At 56.0% G+C, this 16,298-nt stretch carries 14 protein-coding genes; 2 read left to right on the top strand and 12 right to left on the bottom strand.

What is annotated here, in order from left to right; all coding sequences use genetic code 11:
- Positions 1–291 precede the first annotated feature (291 nt).
- The 12 genes from GZ093_RS16090 to GZ093_RS16035 form a co-directional block, all read right to left on the bottom strand.
- Positions 292–687 carry a universal stress protein gene (locus tag GZ093_RS16090; protein WP_296487761.1) on the bottom strand — a complete coding sequence of 132 codons (396 nt, stop codon included), beginning with the start codon at positions 685–687 and terminating at the stop codon, positions 292–294.
- Positions 688–845: 158 nt separating this feature from the next.
- Positions 846–1,547 carry an ABC transporter ATP-binding protein gene (locus GZ093_RS16085; protein WP_296487760.1) on the bottom strand — a complete coding sequence of 234 codons (702 nt, stop codon included), beginning with the start codon at positions 1,545–1,547 and terminating at the stop codon, positions 846–848.
- Positions 1,540–2,253, bottom strand: coding sequence for an ABC transporter ATP-binding protein (locus tag GZ093_RS16080; protein WP_296487757.1), 714 nt, complete (start codon positions 2,251–2,253; stop codon positions 1,540–1,542). Before GZ093_RS16080 ends, GZ093_RS16085 begins: the two co-directional genes overlap by 8 nt.
- Positions 2,240–3,193, bottom strand: a complete 954-nt coding sequence (locus tag GZ093_RS16075; protein ID WP_296487755.1) for a branched-chain amino acid ABC transporter permease — start codon at positions 3,191–3,193, stop codon at positions 2,240–2,242. Before GZ093_RS16075 ends, GZ093_RS16080 begins: the two co-directional genes overlap by 14 nt.
- Complete coding sequence (locus GZ093_RS16070) at positions 3,190–4,062, bottom strand: branched-chain amino acid ABC transporter permease (protein ID WP_296487753.1); 873 nt, start codon at positions 4,060–4,062, stop codon at positions 3,190–3,192. The genes GZ093_RS16075 and GZ093_RS16070 overlap by 4 nt, the downstream gene beginning before the upstream one ends.
- An 81-nt stretch (positions 4,063–4,143) precedes the next feature.
- Positions 4,144–5,313: an ABC transporter substrate-binding protein gene (locus GZ093_RS16065; protein ID WP_296487750.1), complete on the bottom strand. Its 1,170-nt coding sequence runs from the start codon at positions 5,311–5,313 to the stop codon at positions 4,144–4,146.
- A 185-nt stretch (positions 5,314–5,498) separates the two neighbouring features.
- Positions 5,499–6,707 carry a CoA transferase gene (locus GZ093_RS16060; protein WP_296487746.1) on the bottom strand — a complete coding sequence of 403 codons (1,209 nt, stop codon included), beginning with the start codon at positions 6,705–6,707 and terminating at the stop codon, positions 5,499–5,501.
- Positions 6,708–6,767: 60 nt separating this feature from the next.
- Positions 6,768–7,574, bottom strand: coding sequence for an oxepin-CoA hydrolase, alternative type (locus GZ093_RS16055; protein WP_296487742.1), 807 nt, complete (start codon positions 7,572–7,574; stop codon positions 6,768–6,770).
- Entirely contained in the window at positions 7,571–8,713 is a 1,143-nt protein-coding gene (locus GZ093_RS16050) for an acyl-CoA dehydrogenase (protein WP_296487763.1), read from the bottom strand. The genes GZ093_RS16055 and GZ093_RS16050 overlap by 4 nt, the downstream gene beginning before the upstream one ends.
- A 10-nt stretch (positions 8,714–8,723) precedes the next feature.
- On the bottom strand, positions 8,724–9,932 hold the full coding sequence (locus tag GZ093_RS16045) for an acyl-CoA dehydrogenase family protein (protein WP_296487739.1): 1,209 nt from the start codon (positions 9,930–9,932) through the stop codon (positions 8,724–8,726).
- A gap of 11 nt (positions 9,933–9,943) precedes the next feature.
- A complete protein-coding gene (locus tag GZ093_RS16040) occupies positions 9,944–11,125 on the bottom strand; it encodes an acetyl-CoA C-acyltransferase (protein WP_296487737.1) in 1,182 nt (393 codons plus the stop codon).
- A 20-nt stretch (positions 11,126–11,145) separates the two neighbouring features.
- Complete coding sequence (locus tag GZ093_RS16035) at positions 11,146–13,266, bottom strand: 3-hydroxyacyl-CoA dehydrogenase NAD-binding domain-containing protein (protein ID WP_296487733.1); 2,121 nt, start codon at positions 13,264–13,266, stop codon at positions 11,146–11,148.
- Between the two features lie 504 nt (positions 13,267–13,770).
- On the opposite strand from GZ093_RS16035, the gene GZ093_RS16030 reads away from it, so the two are divergent.
- Positions 13,771–14,574, top strand: a complete 804-nt coding sequence (locus GZ093_RS16030) for an IclR family transcriptional regulator (RefSeq protein WP_296487732.1) — start codon at positions 13,771–13,773, stop codon at positions 14,572–14,574.
- An 83-nt stretch (positions 14,575–14,657) separates the two neighbouring features.
- On the top strand, positions 14,658–16,208 hold the full coding sequence (locus GZ093_RS16025) for a class I adenylate-forming enzyme family protein (RefSeq protein WP_296487729.1): 1,551 nt from the start codon (positions 14,658–14,660) through the stop codon (positions 16,206–16,208).
- Positions 16,209–16,298: the final 90 nt, after the last annotated feature.

Here is a 16,298-nt window from a genome sequence, read left to right as displayed (position 1 = left end):
ACTGTAAAACCGGCGCTTGGGGACTTTGGGGCGAGCCTCGCTCGCCATGGTGTGCATGATCTTCATCGTGCACACTATCGCCGGGGCTCAGCCTGTGCTCAAGATGTGTTGCCCGGACGCATACCGTGCATGCGCCTAATCTTGCCTAAAAGTTCCATGGTGATCACCTTGTTTGCTCCTGCCTAAAAAGTAGGCAGAGCTAGTAAAACACCTGGCTCAGTTTTGAATCGGCACAGCCTCTATAAGTGGCTCAGTTCTCGGTCGGCGTCAACACAGATAGCCACGTTCAACTCACCCAACAAACTTAACGGCTAGTACCGGACAGGAAACGGAAAGGAGAAGCTCTTGGGCAACGCTGCCCATGATGAGTTTGCCCACCGGGGAACGTCTTCTCAGCCCGATGATGAGCACAGATGCCTGCAATGACTCGACTAACGCTTCAATCTCCTCAACGGCATTTTTTCCTCGAACAAATTGCTTAATTTCGGCGTTGAGACCAGTGTCAACCAACATTTTTTGTACTCGTTCGAAGTCATGCGCCTCGGCAAACGATGGGTCTTCTTTCTTCCCACCAGAGCTGGCGTTGACCACCACCAGCCGTTCGTTGCGACGTTTTGCAATTTCGATGCCTTTGTCTAGAGCAGCTTGGCCCTCGGGACGTGGCACATAGGCTACAAGTATTGTCATAATATTTCTACTTTTGAAAAGATGAACATCAGGAACAGGAACACCAAAACATTTTGCCCTTCGCTAAAGCTCTCATTTGCCAATGATGGCAAGCACATGCGTTCTTTAGTCGGCTCTACAGAGTTTGCGGTCTCAGTTCTCTATTTCACAACACTTGGTCACCGTGCAAAATATAGATCATGCAAGTGGTCAAGACTAACCTCTGAAGCTGGTTGAGACAGAAGGACTTTACCGCTTTGCATTAAGTAAACGTGATCCGCCACACTGACAGCTTTATGCGTATTTTGTTCTACTAGGACAATGGTCCGTCCGCCCGCCTTTAGCCGTGCAAGAATCTCAAATAACTCGTTCACCAAGACCGGCGCCAGACCCAGTGACGGTTCATCGATAATTAATAGCTGCGGATCAGCCATGAGGCCGCGTGCCATTGCCAGCATTTGTGCCTCACCGCCTGACAGTGATCCAGCCAGTTGCTTGCGTCGCTCACTCAATCGGGGAAACATCTGATAAGACTTGTCAAGATTTTCCTTGACGCGCGCCCGATGCTGCTTTGGGAAAGCACCCATGATCAAATTTTCCTCGACGCTCATGTCACGGAAAGTCATACGGCCTTCTGGAATCATTGCCATAGACACGTCTGCCATCTTCCATGTGGGCGTGCCCTTCAAGGCTTTCCCGTTAAGCTTCACCTCACCCTGAGATAATGGAAGCAGGCCCATGATCGCCCGCAACAATGTCGTTTTTCCTGCACCGTTGGGTCCGATGATCGTGGTCAACTGGCCGCGAGCAATAGTCAGGGACACGTCCCACAAAACATTGATTGCGCCGTAGCCGGCGCGAACACTGCAAATTTCAAGCATTTGCGCCTCCTGTATAGCTTTTAATGACAACCGGATCGCGGAAAACTTCGTCGGGTGTTCCCTCGGCGATCAGCTCCCCAAAATTAAGCACGGCCACCCGCTGGCACAAGTTGCTAATAGTCTCAATATCGTGCTCAATGATGATGATGCCGACAGAAAATTTCTCATGCAAATTCTTAAGCATGGTCATAAAGTGACGTTTGCCTGTCGTCTCTAGACCTGCAAACACTTCATCAAGCAATAATAATTTTGGGTTGGTTGCCAAGGCCTTGGCAACCTCGAGTGCTTTTAATTCAGTCAGCGCTAGTTCGGTAGCTGCATTGCGCTCGGACTTGCCTGTAAGACTGGTGAACTCAAGAATCTCGTCGACCTTCTCCTGATCAACTTTTCCGGTTCCGAAGCGCTGCGCCACGGTCAGATTCTGCCTCACCGTGAGTTCATGCATGGGCTGCGGAACCTGAAATGTACGACCGATTCCAATGCGAGCTCGTTTGTACATCGGCGCCCGAATCACATCTACTCCGTCAAAGGTGATCTGGCCGCTGGTCGGACGCACTAGGCCCGAGATCGCATTGAACAATGTGGTTTTCCCCGCACCATTCGGACCCACCAGACCAACCACGTCCTGCGTTCCCACCGCGAGCGTCACATTGTCTAACGCGGTCAGTCCTCCGAAACGAACCGATATATTTTTAAGCTGCAACATGGGTTCTCCTTGTCAACTTGCGCAGCAGTGGCAGCAAGCCATCAGGGCTGAAGATGATCATCGCGACAAGAAGTACGCCTAGCACCAATTGGTGACCCGATGGGATAATGTTTTTAAAGATCAATTGATCAATCAAATACACGACCACCGCACCGACAATTGGTCCGGTAATCGTGCGATATCCACCAAATATTGCCGCTACGATTGGTATCGTCACCCATAGACCACTAAAGGCGTAATCCGGTTCCAGAAAGTTGATGTAATGAGCGTTAAAGGCACCGACCACACCGCACATGAATGCCGAAACCAGTAGCATGAGCCCCTTCAGCAAAGTGCTATTGACTCCGACAACGCGGGTAGCGTCTTCGCTTTCGTGCATGGCGCGCAATGCAAGACCGTAATGACTACCACGAATATATTGATAAATCGCGGCAAACGCCAGAACAATGGTGAGGATCACCAAATAGCCACCGGTCTTGCTGCTAAGGTCGTATCCCATGATTTCGGGTAACCGAGGTATATTTGATATGCCCCCAGCCCCACCAGTAACTGAAGTCCACTGGGTCGCAAGAATTCGAAAAATATGTGCATAAGCCAGAATTGCCAAAGCAAAATATGGACCTCTTAAACGCAACACCGGAAACATCGCCAGCGACGCAACAACGGCACCAATGCCACCCAGTGGTATAGAGATCAATACTGGAACACCGAATTTCATGCTCAAGACGGAAGACGCATAGGCACCGACACCAAAAAATGCGGCATGTCCGAAACTGACCATTCCACCCAGGTTGCCCAGCAATGCCCACGACAGCGCGACACCACCAATTACCATGGATGCAATCACCAGACTCATCACGTAACTGTCACTGCCGAACGTTAGCGGCACGCCGATATACACCGCCAAAAGCATGACGATAATCGCTTTATTAAAATTCATCCTCTTCTCCCTTTTGCACCGAATAGACCGTTCGGCATAACGAACAGAACGAGAAGAAATAGACCCATACCAACTAGCTCCTGTAACGCCGAGCTTGCCAGAGTGACTGTCAACGCTTCCGCAACGCCAAGTAGCAATGCTCCGATCAGAACACCCGGTATTGAGCCGATACCCGCCAGTACAGTGATGATGAAGGCCTTGACCGTGAGAACGCTGCCATACGCCGGGCTAACAACACCATAGCTGTAGAGCGCTACGCCGGCAACGGCAGCAAGAATGCCAGCGACGACGAACGACACCAGCTCTGTGTAGCCGGGATCTATGCCCATCAATTTGGCTGCATCACGATTGCTCGACACAGCGCGCACGGCACGGCCATACCAGCTACGAGAGAGCCACCACCAGAGACCGACCATCATGACCAAGCTGACGGCGAAGAACAAGACCTCGCTACGCATGCTATAGAACGGGCCCACAACCATTGCCTCCTGCATCCAGGTGGATCCGGTCGATCGTACATCTGCCTTCCAGATCAACAGTATTACGTTGGTCAAGATCACACCGATGCCGTAAGTGAGGATCAGTGAATTGATCTCCCGATCCTTCTTTATACGACCAACCAAAAAGTAGACCATCACCGATGTCAAACACACCACGACCAGCGAGATGGGTATGGCAAGAATTGGATTCCAACCTAAGCCAGACTCCACTGAGTAGGCAATGTAAGCGGACAAAAGCACAAGCTCTCCGTGTGCCAGATTGATCACTTTCATTGCACCAAACACTAGCGCTAATCCGAGTGCAATCAAAGCGTACGATCCACCCTGTAAAACGCCTGAATAGAGCGCTTGCAGTATCAATTCCGTCATATCATCATCCCGTTGATTTGTTGCAGCACGGAAGAGTTGGCGCCATGGCTGGTACTAACTCCCCCACTCCTGGAAGTAAATTTACCAGGGCACTCCTGGGAAATTAGCCTTGCCAGTTGCGTCTGCTTGGGGCCAGACTATGACAATCTTATTGCCCTGATGTTGGCCCATGCGATGACTAAAATTCAAATTGTCACCATTGCTACTGAACTGAACACGACCAATCAACGTTTCACTATCGGTCTTACGCATCTCTTCGGCGACACCGTCTTTTTTCAAAGTTCCTTTGTCAGCAGCGCGAGCGATGGCGTTGAACAATAACATCGACTGAACATAACCAAACTGGCCGAGATAGTCAGGCTCCTTCTTATATATCCTTTGATATGCCTCGTTAAACGATTTGCCCTCGGTCGTCTTGAACTCTGCAGGAAACGGTAGCACAGCGGTACCATAAACATTAGGCATCAAGTCAGGAAAATCCGCTGCCATTTTGGGCGTAGCCAATGACCACACGCCGACCAGCGCTTTGACATTGGGTTTCAGCACCCGCGCAGCGCGAAGAATACCGACGTAGTCGTTTTCGTAACCAACCATCGCGATGACTTCTGATTTGTCCTGCAATTTGACCTTGTTAATGATAGGTTTGAAATCAGTAATCGCCGGGTCGAAAGCGTGTGCTACCACGGTAACACCTTTGGGCTTCAAAGTTTTCTCGAGATCATGTGCAAGAGCAGAAGTTGCTTCTTTGGTCGAATACAAAATGGATACAGACTTGACCTTCAAATCGCTTAGGAGTCCGACCATAGCCTTCTGATAACCAGCCGAATTATTAATTCGAAAGAAATTTTTCCGGCCACTATTAACCAGACTATCATCGACGCCGCCTGACGTGACATAGACCAGGCCGAGCTTGTTGGCTGCATCTGATGCTGGCGCAATATTATTGGATCCGTAGCCGCCATCAATGGCAAGCACACCCTGGCTAGCCAGTTTTTCAACGGCCGCAATAGCCTTGGCGGGTGCTGACTCATTGTCGACGGTGATGATTTTTATCTGGTGCTTGGTGTTTGTCTTATTGAAGACGTCGGCAGCAACCATGATTCCTTCATGCATTCCCGCACCGACGCGGGCCAAGGTGCCGGTCAGGGGCAGTTCGACACCGACCAATAATTCATCTGCCTGGGCAGCGGACAGCCCTAGCCCGCATGCTACCAATGCTGCCAGTCCTATGCATCTATAAGTGTTTTTCATTGTTTCCGTCTCACTAGTTAATTTAATTATTTCGCTCAGGTCCTTCTAAGGACTCATTTGCAGGGTACGGCGGGCGCTACAACCAGGGTGCCGCACTCTTTCTTGTTCTGTTCTGTTCTGTTCTGTCTACTGTTTGAACATGTTGCGCTCCTTTCAAGAAAGTGATACGTCGCCCGCTAGAGACGTCAAACGACGCCGCTGGCCTCTAACTGGGATATCTTTTCATCGGACATCCCAAGCAGCGTCTGCAGAACCTGTTTCGTGCCTTCGCCCAATTTCGGCGGCGCGCTCCGGACTGGCAAGCGCACACCGTCGAAGCGGTAGGGCGGTGTCAGTACGTGCACGCTGCCCGCATCGGGGTGGGGCCGTGTGGTCACAATCCCCGTGTCGATCGCTCGCTTCGAAGTCAGCGCCTCATGCAAGCCAGCCACCTCACCGCAAGGTATCCCGGCGAGGGTCATGCGATCAAGTAAGTCCTTGCGTTTCCGGCTCAAAAGCTCACGCTTGATCTCGGGCACCAGTATCTCCCGATTCGCAGTGCGGTTGAGGTTGGTCTTGAAGCGTTCATCGGCTGCCAGATCGGGGCGCTCAATCACGTCAGTGCAAAAACGCGTGAACTGGCTATTGTTGCCGCATGCAACGACCAAAGGTCCGTCTTGCGCGTCGTAAACGCCATAGGGCATGATGGACGGATGCGCATTTCCGTAGCGCGGCGGATCTTCACCTTTAAGCAACGCTTCTAGTCCATAGTAAGCCGTGATCATCAGGCCGCAATCAAACAACGCCATGCCGATGTGCCGCCCTTTGCCCGTCTTTTCGCGCTCAAACAGTGCTGCCAAAATGGCTTGGGCAGCGTACATACCGGTGACCATGTCGACCACGGCAACGCCGAACTTCAACGGTGGTTGATTAGCCTCACCATTGAGCGCCATCAGCCCGGCCTCGCCCTGAATCACGAGATCATAGCCAGGGCGTGCGGCTTCCGGGCCAGTCCGGTCATACCCAGTTATTGAGCAGTAGATCAGATCCGGCTGCTGAGCGCTCAACTGCTCGTAGCCGAGGCCCATCTTGTCTATTCCGCCAAATTTGAAATTCTGAATTACGACGTCGCTCTTTCGCGCGAGATCTCTGGCGATCTCCTGCCCTTCGGTGGTCTGGAGATCAAGCGTTATCGATCGCTTGTTACGGTTGACGCTGTTGAAATAGGCTGTCTCGGTCAAACCAATCCGCAGTCCCCAATCGCGCGTGTCGTCGCCTCGCACTGGGTGCTCAACTTTGATCACTTCGGCACCAAGATCGCCCAGCACCATGGCGCACCAGGGCCCCGCGAGGATGCGGGAAAGATCGAGAACTCGCACACCCGCAAGCGGTAGCGAAGAATTTGTGTTTGGCATGACTATTTCAACGATTCAAAAGGTTCTTTTTACAGCGGCGACAGGCGGCAGTGGTCCGAATCAATGCGCGTACGTCGTACCGCTCAGCGCGACGAAATCCGGCGTGCGCTTGTCCAGGAAAGCGCCAATGCCTTCGGCTGCTTCGTCGTCACCTTGCGACTCGACCATCAACTGCGCTTCAAGCTCCATTTGAGCATCCAGATCGGCACCGAAAGCATTCGCACAGAGCCTCTTGATTCGCGCGCTTGCTCGCGCCGGACCAGTAGCAAGTCGCTCAGCCAGGGCGATGGCCTCAGCCAGTGCTGCACCTTTTTCAACAAGCCTGTTGACGCCGCCCATCGCGTGCAGACGCTCGCCCGTGATACGGTCACCGGTCAGACACATTTCCATCAGCATCTGGCGCGAGACGAACTCTGACAGGAATGCGGTGACGCCACCGTCTGGCGTCAGACCGACTTTGACGTAGGTCACGGAGAAGAAGGCATCCTGCGCCACCACCAACATGTCACAAGCGAGCGCGATCGACAGCCCGGCACCCGCCGCACCACCTTCAACGGCGGCAATCACCGGCTTGCTGCAATTGCGAATCACACGGATCAAATCGTGCAGGCCTTCCAGCCGCTCACGCCGCTGTGCGGGTGCCATCGCGCGGCGCTTGGCAAGCTGGTTCAGGTCACCTCCCGAGCAAAAGAAATCACCAGCGCCGGTCAGCACGATGGCACGAACCCCGGCATCTGCCTGTGCCTCAGCCAGCGCCGCCGGCAGCTCGGCATACAGTCCTGCCGTGATGGCGTTGCGCTTGGCCGGGTTATTGTTGATCAGGATGCGCACCGCGCCTTCCTGTCGAATCAATACGGCGGTGCTCATATTGCCATCTGCTGGCCAAGAGCGATGAAACGCTGTAGATGATGATCCTCGTCGCCGAGTTGGTGATCGATCATGATCAGGCGTTTGGCGTAGTGGGCCAACGGCAATTCCCACGTCATTCCGATGCCGCCATGCATCTGAATGCTCTCTTCGGCCACCAGCGCGCCGATTCGCCCGATGCTGACCTTCGCGGCCGACAGAGCGCGCTCGCGGGTCAGCCGATCCGCATCAAGCGCCGCGGCGGCATTGATCACGGTCGAGCGGGCTTGCTCTATTTCCAGCAGCAAGTCCGCCATGCGGTGCTGCAGCGCCTGGAAGCTACCAATGAAGACGCCAAACTGTTTGCGCGTTCGCAGGTAGTCGAGCGTAGCCGCCTTGGCCGCTTCCATCGCACCGAGCGACTCGGCACACAGCGCCAGCACACCACGGCCGATGGCGCGCTCCAGCGTAGTGTGCCCCCGCCCCTCGACGCCAAGCAAAGCATCAGCGCCAAGGGACACACCGCTCAAACTGAGTTCAGCGACGCGGCCACCATCGATGGAAGGGCAGCCACACACGACCAAGCCGGGCGTTTTCGCCGAAACTAAGAACAGTGAGATGCCAGCCTCATCGTCCGTCGCTCCTGCGGTTCGGGCTGATACGACGAACAAATCGGCCTGCTCGCCCTGCAACACGACCGCCTTGGCGCCGTTCAGGACCCAGCCATTAACGCTGCGTTCGGCGCGGGTCAGAACCCGGGCCAGCTCATAGTGCGAGTCGGGTTCGTCATGCGCGAAGGCTGCGATGGTGGTGCCGCCGATGATGTCGGCCAGGACTGCTTTTTGTGCCTCATTGCCCGCAGCAGCGATCGCTTCGCCCGCCAGCACCGCGCTGCCGAGAATCGGTTCGACCACCAATCCGCGACCAAGCGCCTCAAAGACCACGGCGATGTCGAAACCGGCACCACCGAAGCCGCCATCGGTCTCCCGAAACAATGCACCGATCACGCCCAGTTCGGCGAACTGCTGCCATATCTCGGGGCTGAAGCCATGAGCCGATTGGGCAATGCGATCCCGCTTTTCGAAGCTGTACTGCTCGGCGATAAAGCGGTTCAGGCTGTCGGCCAGCATGCGCCGTTCTTCCGTGTGTTCGAAGTTCATGTTCGTGCCCTCACAGTCCAAGAATCATCTTGGAGATGATGTTCTTCTGGATTTCATTGGAGCCGCCGAAGATCGACAGCTTGCGGTTATTGAAGTAGAGCGCCGCCGCGCTGGCGGCAGCCTCAGGGCCGACTTGCATACCGGTGTAATCGTCTTCCAGCGACTCGGTGATAAAAGGTCGCGCATAGGGCCCCATGGCGCGCCGGTTCAGCGACGAGATCTCCTGTCGGATCTGCGTGCCGCGTATCTTCAGCATCGAGCTTTCGGCTCCTGGCACGCCACCACCAACGACAGCCGCGATCATGCGCAGGTTGGTGGTCTTCATATTCTCAAGATCGATCTCGACGCGCGCCATACGGGCTGCAAACGACGGATCCTCTGCTAAAGGCCGGCCGTTGCGCATCTGCTGTGCAGCGATACGCTTGAGTCGCTCAAGCGCCGCGACTGAGAGACCCACGCCAGCGATGTTGGTGCGTTCGTAGGTCAACAGGTATTTGGCGCAGGTCCAGCCCCTGTTTTCCTCGCCGACCAGGTTTTCGACCGGCACGCGCACGTCGGTGAAAAATACCTCATTAACTTCGTGCACACCGTCGAGGGTGATGACAGGACGCACCTCAACGCCGGGTGTCGTCATGTCAATCAACAGAAAGCTGATGCCCTCCTGTTTCTTGGCCTCGCGATTGGTGCGAACCAGGCAGAAGATCATGTTGGCGTGCTGGCCTAGCGTGGTCCAGGCCTTCTGGCCGTTAACAATAAAGTGATCACCCTGCGCATCTTGGCCGCGCACGGCGGTGGTGTTGACGGCCGCAAGGTCGGAGCCCGCGCCAGTTTCCGAGTAACCCTGGCACCACCAGTCGGAGCCGTCGAGAATCCGTGGTAGCCAGTGACGTTTCTGCGTCTCGTTGCCAAACTTGATCAGGACGGGCCCCAGCATGTTGACACCGAAAGGAACAATGCGCGGCGCGCTGGCGAGGCAGCACTCGTGCTCGAAGATAAATTTCTCGACCGCGCTCCAGCCCGGTCCGCCGTACTGCTCGGGCCAATGGTTAGCGAGCCAACCGCGCGCGTTGAGAATGCCATGCCATTCCTGCATATCATCCTTGGAGAGGTGCTTGCCATTAGCGACCTTGCCTGACAGACGCGCCGGTAGTTTGTCGGTCAGGAAGACGCGCACCTCGCTGCGAAATCTCTCTTCTTCCGTAGTGAAATTTAAGTCCATGTCAAAGCTCCTCAATATATTTCGAAAAGACCCGCGGCGCCCATGCCACCGGCAATGCACATGGTGACGACGCCATATTTCGCGCCGCGCCGTTTACCTTCAATCAACAGGTGGCCTGTAAGGCGTGCACCTGTCATGCCGAATGGATGTCCTATGGAGATCGCACCTCCATTGACGTTAAGCCGCTCATCAGGGATGCCGAGTCGCTGTTGGCAATAGATCGACTGCGAAGCGAATGCCTCGTTGAGTTCCCACAGACCAATATCGTCAACCTTCAGGCCGTGACGCGCCAGCAATTTTGGTACGGCGAACACCGGGCCGATGCCCATTTCGTCGGGCTCGCAACCAGCAAGTGCGAGGCCTCGAAAGCAGCCAAGCGGCTCGAGATTTGCGCGCTCTGCTTCCTTGGCCTCCATCATCACGCAGGCAGAGGCGCCGTCGGACAGTTGCGAGGAATTGCCCGCGGTGACGAACTTGTCCGGGCCATTCACCGGCGCCAACTTGGCCAAGCCTTCGTACGTGGTCCCGCGCCGATTGCATGTATCGGCGTCCACCGTCACTTCTCTATGGGTCACGACTTTGGTTTCTTTGTCGGTCACAGCCATCTCGGTCGTGCACGAAACGATTTCCGCTCGGTAGCGGCCGGCAAGTTGCGCCTCTTCGGTCTTGCGCTGGCTCTCCGCAGAGAAGCGATCCTGCGCCTCGCGTCCGATGCCATAGCGTGCGGCAACAATGTCGGCGGTTTCGATCATCGTCAGGTACAACTCGGGCTTGTGTATGACGATCCAGGGGTTGATGCCGCTATCGCCATCCTGCCTGGTGCGGATCTGCGAAATACTTTCTACGCCGCCTGCAATCATGGCCGGTGCACCCTCGACGATGATGCGTCCCGCCGCCATCGCGATGGCCTGCAGCCCAGAGGCACAGAAGCGGCTCACTGTGGCACCAGCAATCGTGATCGGCAGACCTGCGCGGACGATGGCCTGACGCGCCACGTTGCGGCCGGTCGTGCCTTCCGGATACCCGCAGCCGAGGATCGCGTCCTCGATCAGCGCGGGGTCGATGCCGGCGCGCTCCACCGCGGCGCGCACCGCGAAGGCTGCGAGCGTGGCGCCAGGCGTGATATTGAATTCGCCCCGGTGCGCCTTGGTCAGCGGCGTGCGGGCGGTAGAAACGATGACGGCTTCGCGCATGATGTGTTCCTGAAACGTGGTTATTCGGATTTATTAAGACTGTCGAAATTGGCGCCGTGCTCGACCAGTTCGACCAGCAACGGTGAGGGCTGCCAAAACAACGGGTCTTCTTTGGCAAATTCGCGGATGTCGGCCAGCACATTGGGCAGACCCACCGTGTCGGCATACTTCATCGGGCCGCCGCGATGGCGCGGAAAGCCGTAGCCATACAGAAAGGTCACGTCCACGTCGAGCGGGCGCAGCGCGATGCGCTGGTGCACGACGTTGGCGCCTTCGTTGATCATCGCAGCCATGTAGCGGCGCATGATCTCTTCGTCGGTGAAGCTGCGCGGCGTGATGCCGGCCCGCGCGCGCTCGGCATCGATGATGGCCTCGATCTCGGGGTCGGGCGTTCCGGTGCGCGCGCCTTCGGGGTACAGGTAGTAGCCGCGGCCAGTCTTTTGGCCGAACCAGCCACGCTCGCAGATGCGGTCGGCAATTTGCACGTAACGTGCCCGCGGATCGCGTGTGGCGGCCTTGCGTTTTCGAGTGGCCCAGCCAATGTCACCGCCGGCCAGGTCAGACACCTGGAACGGCCCCATCGGGTAACCGAAGTTACGCACGGCCTGGTCGATCTGGTAGGGCGAGGCGCCGTCTTCCATCATGTAGTCGGCCGCCATGCGATAGGCCGCGAGGATCCGGTTACCGATAAAGCCATCGCACACACCGGCCCGCACCGGCACCTTGTGCAGCTTTTTCGCAAGTTCAAACGCGGTAGCCACGACGTCCGCCGAGACCTTGGCCGGGACCACAATCTCGAGCAACTTCATGATATTGGCAGGCGAGAAGAAATGCAGACCCACGACCTCCGCTGGGCGTGAAATGCTGGCGGCGATGGCATCGATGTCGAGATAGGACGTGTTGGTGGCCAGCACCGCACCAGGTTTACACACGCGGTCGAGTTCCGCGAAAACAGCCTGCTTGACCGCCATGTCCTCGAACACCGCCTCGATCACGATATCTGCTGGTGCGAGTGCGTCATACGAGGTGCTACCGACGAAGCGCGCCATGTTGGCGGCCTTGACAGCAATTGTCATGCGACCCTTGGCGACCAGGCCGTTGTAGACCTTTTCGATATGGGCACGCCCGCGTGCCAGCGCAGCTTCGTCACACTCGATCATGGTGACCGATAGGCCCGCATCGAGCACCGCCACCGCGATGCCGGCGCCCATCGTGCCACCGCCGACCAGGCCGACATGCGCGATGGCACGCGGCTTCGTGTTGCGAGTCTCGGGTGCTTTGAGCACTTCACGCTCGGCAAAGAAGGCGTGGATCAATCCGGCGCGCTGCGCACTGTCCAGGCATTGCAAGAACAGTTCGCGCTCAATGCGCAGGCCTTCGTCGAAAGACTTGTCGAGTGCGGCCTCAACCGCCTCGACAATTTTCAGCGGTGAGAACAGGCCGCGTGACTTCTTGCCTGTTTCAGCGCGCACGGCCTCGATGCTGGCACGGTTCGCCTGCTGGTCGGAAAGCGCCTGAGCATCGCGCGTGCGGCGCACCGGGGTGTGCGTAGCCAGCAATTCCTGCGCGTACGCCAATCCATCGGCGAGGATGTCATTGCTGGGCCCCAGTCGGTCAACCAAACCGAGCGCGTGCGCTTCTTCGGCCCCCATGTGACCGCCGCTGAGCATCAGATCCAAAGCAGCTTTTGCACCGATCAAACGTGGGGTGCGTTGTGTGCCGCCAGCACCAGGCATCAAGCCGAGCAAAACCTCGGGCAGTCCGAGCTTGACATCAGTCGCCGCCAAACGGTAGTGGGCCGCGAGCGCGATCTCCAGTCCACCGCCCAGCGCCGCGCCATGGATCGCTGCCACCACGGGTTTGCTGCAGGCTTCGATCCGGTTGCAAACATCGGGCAGCGACGGCGACACTGGCGGCTTACCGAACTCACGGATATCTGCGCCTGCGATGAAGTTGCGTCCTGTCCCGATGATGAGCACCGCTTGGACGGCGGGGTCCGCATCGGCGGCATCAATCGCCGCCACGATGCCGCACCGTACGGCCACACCCAGCGCGTTGACCGGCGGGTTATTGATCATGACGAGAAGAATGTTGCCGCGCAGTTCGCGGGCGACGACTTCGGTGGACGGGTCTTGGCTCATATCAGATGTCTCCAAATCAACATTGGTTCGCATAGCGAAATATATGTTCGCAAGTCATGTTTGGAGTGACGATACCTTGTTTTTTGTCGACGGGGGGAAAATTGCTGCCTGCTACTGTCTCCAATGTGTCTTCAGGTTAGATCTGCATCAATTCAACAGCCTATGCAACTCGATAGCGCTAGGCTGCGCATCCTGTTTCTCGAAACTCACACTGGTCACTGGTCAAAAACAGGGGGGCGCCTTGCCGGAACTTGCTTTGTAAGCGGGACGAATCAGAGGGTTGACCCTTTTCGATGACCTTGTTGATTTCGGCAAACCGTTGGAAGCTTGGGTTACACAGCCGGTATGCCCTTTGGTAGACGGTTGACTGGGCTTGTTCATTTGTTTCGCTCTGCGAACATTTATTCCGAAGATGAATCTACAATTAAGAATTTAGTAGGCGAGCGTGGGTCCAATTTGCCTGAGTGCGCGAGTGGCTGAAACGCAAATTAATGGAGTCGATACATGAAAGCTCAAATTCAGACGTTTAGCGATGACGCGGTAATCAAAGATCGGCAATTCGTGAACGCTTTGGCGCGAGGACTGGAGATACTGCGTTGTTTTCTCCCGGGCGAGAAGTACCTGAGCAACACGGAGTTGGCAAAGCGGACCGGAATGCCGAAACCAACAATTACGCGGCTGACCTATACGCTAACCAAACTCGGATACCTCGGTTTTTCAAACGAGCGAGGGCAATATCACCTTGGTTCGGGGGTGCTTTCCCTCGGCAACTCCTTGCTGTCGAATCTCGATGTTCGCAAGCTGGCTCGTCCCGCGATGAGGGAGCTTGCTGAGCATTCCCAGGCCAGCGTCGCAATTGGCCTGCGCGACCGCCTCAACATGGTGTATATCGAAACCTGCCGAAGCAGTTCGGCTGTAACGCTTCGGCGAGATGTCGGCTCGCGCATCCCCATCGCCACGACCGCGATGGGCAAGGCCCTTTTGTGCGCGCTGTCGCAGACCGAGCGTGATTTCCTGATGGATCACATCCGTTTGGAGAATGAAGAAAAGTGGCCGCAAATCAAGGCCAGTTTGGAACAGGGATTCAAGGACTACCAAGACCATGGTTTCTGCGTCACTGTTGGCGATTGGGAAGCCAATATAAATGCAGTGGGTGTGCCATTGATCGACCCGGACGGCGAAGAGATGATGGCTTTCAATTGCGGCGGCCCGGCCTTTTTATTGCCGCGTGAGGCGTTGATGAATGATCTCGGACCACGCTTGGTAGAGCTAGTGCATAACGTGGAAGTGAATATGGGGCGTCATTAGCAGGCGCTAAGCCGTGAACTGTGCGACACCCCGTCTGCAAAATCCAACTTCGATTTTGGCGATCATTTAACAAGCATTTTTCCATGACTGATCTTACTGACACTGAATTTGGCACGATCACCGATTTGATTCGACAGCACGGACTGCGCTTACCTCAACAATGGGCGTTGGTCCAAGGCGAGCGTCATCTGGACTATGAGGCGCTTGACAGCTTGGTGGACCGCACTGCCTGCGCCCTACAGCGCGATGGCTTTCTGCCAGGCCACGCAATCGCCATCTGTGCCGACATGTCCATCGAATACGCTGCGGTTTTTTTGGGGGCCTTGCGAGCGGGAGTGGTAGTTGCGCCGCTGGCGCCAGGGTCGGGCTCCACCAGTTTGCGGCGTATGGTTAAAGACGCTGATGCCAGACTTATCTTTGTCGATGGCCCCGGCGGCGTGGTGCTGGGCCAAGCGCACGTTCATGGGGTCGCGCGCATCGCCTTGGACAATCAAACATCCGAACGATCGCTAGAAAATTGGCTGGCCGAACCCGGTCAACAACCAGTGTCAGTGGCGGTTGAAGCGGACTGGCCGTTCAATATCATTTATTCCTCTGGAACCACAGGCGAACCCAAAGGCATCGTGCAGTCGCACGGCATGCGCTGGACCCATGTGCGACGTGGTGCAGCCTATCACTACGACACCAAGACCGTTACGCTCCTGTCGACCCCTCTGTACTCCAATACAACGCTGGTTGTTTTTTTCCCAACACTCAGCTTTGGCGGTACGGTGATACTGATGCCTAAGTTCGACGCTTTGGGTTACTTGGTACTAGCCAAAATTCATCGGATTACCCACACCATGTTGGTGCCGGTGCAGTACCAGCGACTGATGGCACACCCGGAATTTGATCGTTTTGACTTGTCCAGCTATCAAGTTAAATTTTCTACTAGCGCTCCATTCGATGCAGCCGTCAAGGCGGATGTTTTGAAACGCTGGCCGGGTGGCCTGGTTGAGTTCTACGGCATGACCGAAGGCGGTGGCACCTGCATCCTGGACGCCCATGCCCACCCCGAAAAGTTACATACCGTGGGGCGCGCGGCAGAGGGTCACGACATTCGACTGATTGACGATGACGGCATGGAGGTGGGTGTCGGCGAGGCTGGCGAAGTGGTCGGCCACTCGGGCGGCATGATGATCGGATACCACGGTCAGCCCGAGAAAACCCGCGAGGCCGAATGGTTTGATCCACATGGCAAGAGATTCATCCGAACTGGCGACATTGGCCGCTTCGACGCCGATGGTTTTCTAACTCTTTTTGATCGTAAGAAAGACATGCTGATATCGGGAGGATTCAACGTTTACCCGAGTGACCTTGAAGACGTATTGCGGCGACACTCGTCAGTGCTTGAAGCCGCAGTGGTAGGTGTGCCCTCAAAGCAGTGGGGTGAGACTCCGGCCGCATTTGTGGTGCTCAAGCCGGGCCAAGCGGTAACGACAGAAGAACTGCTCGAATGGAGCAACTGCCAGTTAGGCAAGACCCAGCGCATTTGCAGCTTGCAGTTCTTGGATGAATTGCCGCGAAGCGCAATCGGAAAGGTACTCAAGCGAACACTGCGTGACGGTTTTGAGGCAAAGGGCGCGATACCCTAGTACCGTGACATGTAAATAACGAAACATGATTACACTCCGTATATCGCCAAATGGCATATGGAGAAGTAGTCATGCGTCAGACCGAATTGC

Source organism: Rhodoferax sp. (genome assembly GCF_010365055.1).
Taxonomy (GTDB): domain Bacteria; phylum Pseudomonadota; class Gammaproteobacteria; order Burkholderiales; family Burkholderiaceae_C; genus Rhodoferax.
Note: the sequence above shows the minus strand (reverse complement) of the source record. Positions and strands in the feature narration are given on the sequence as shown.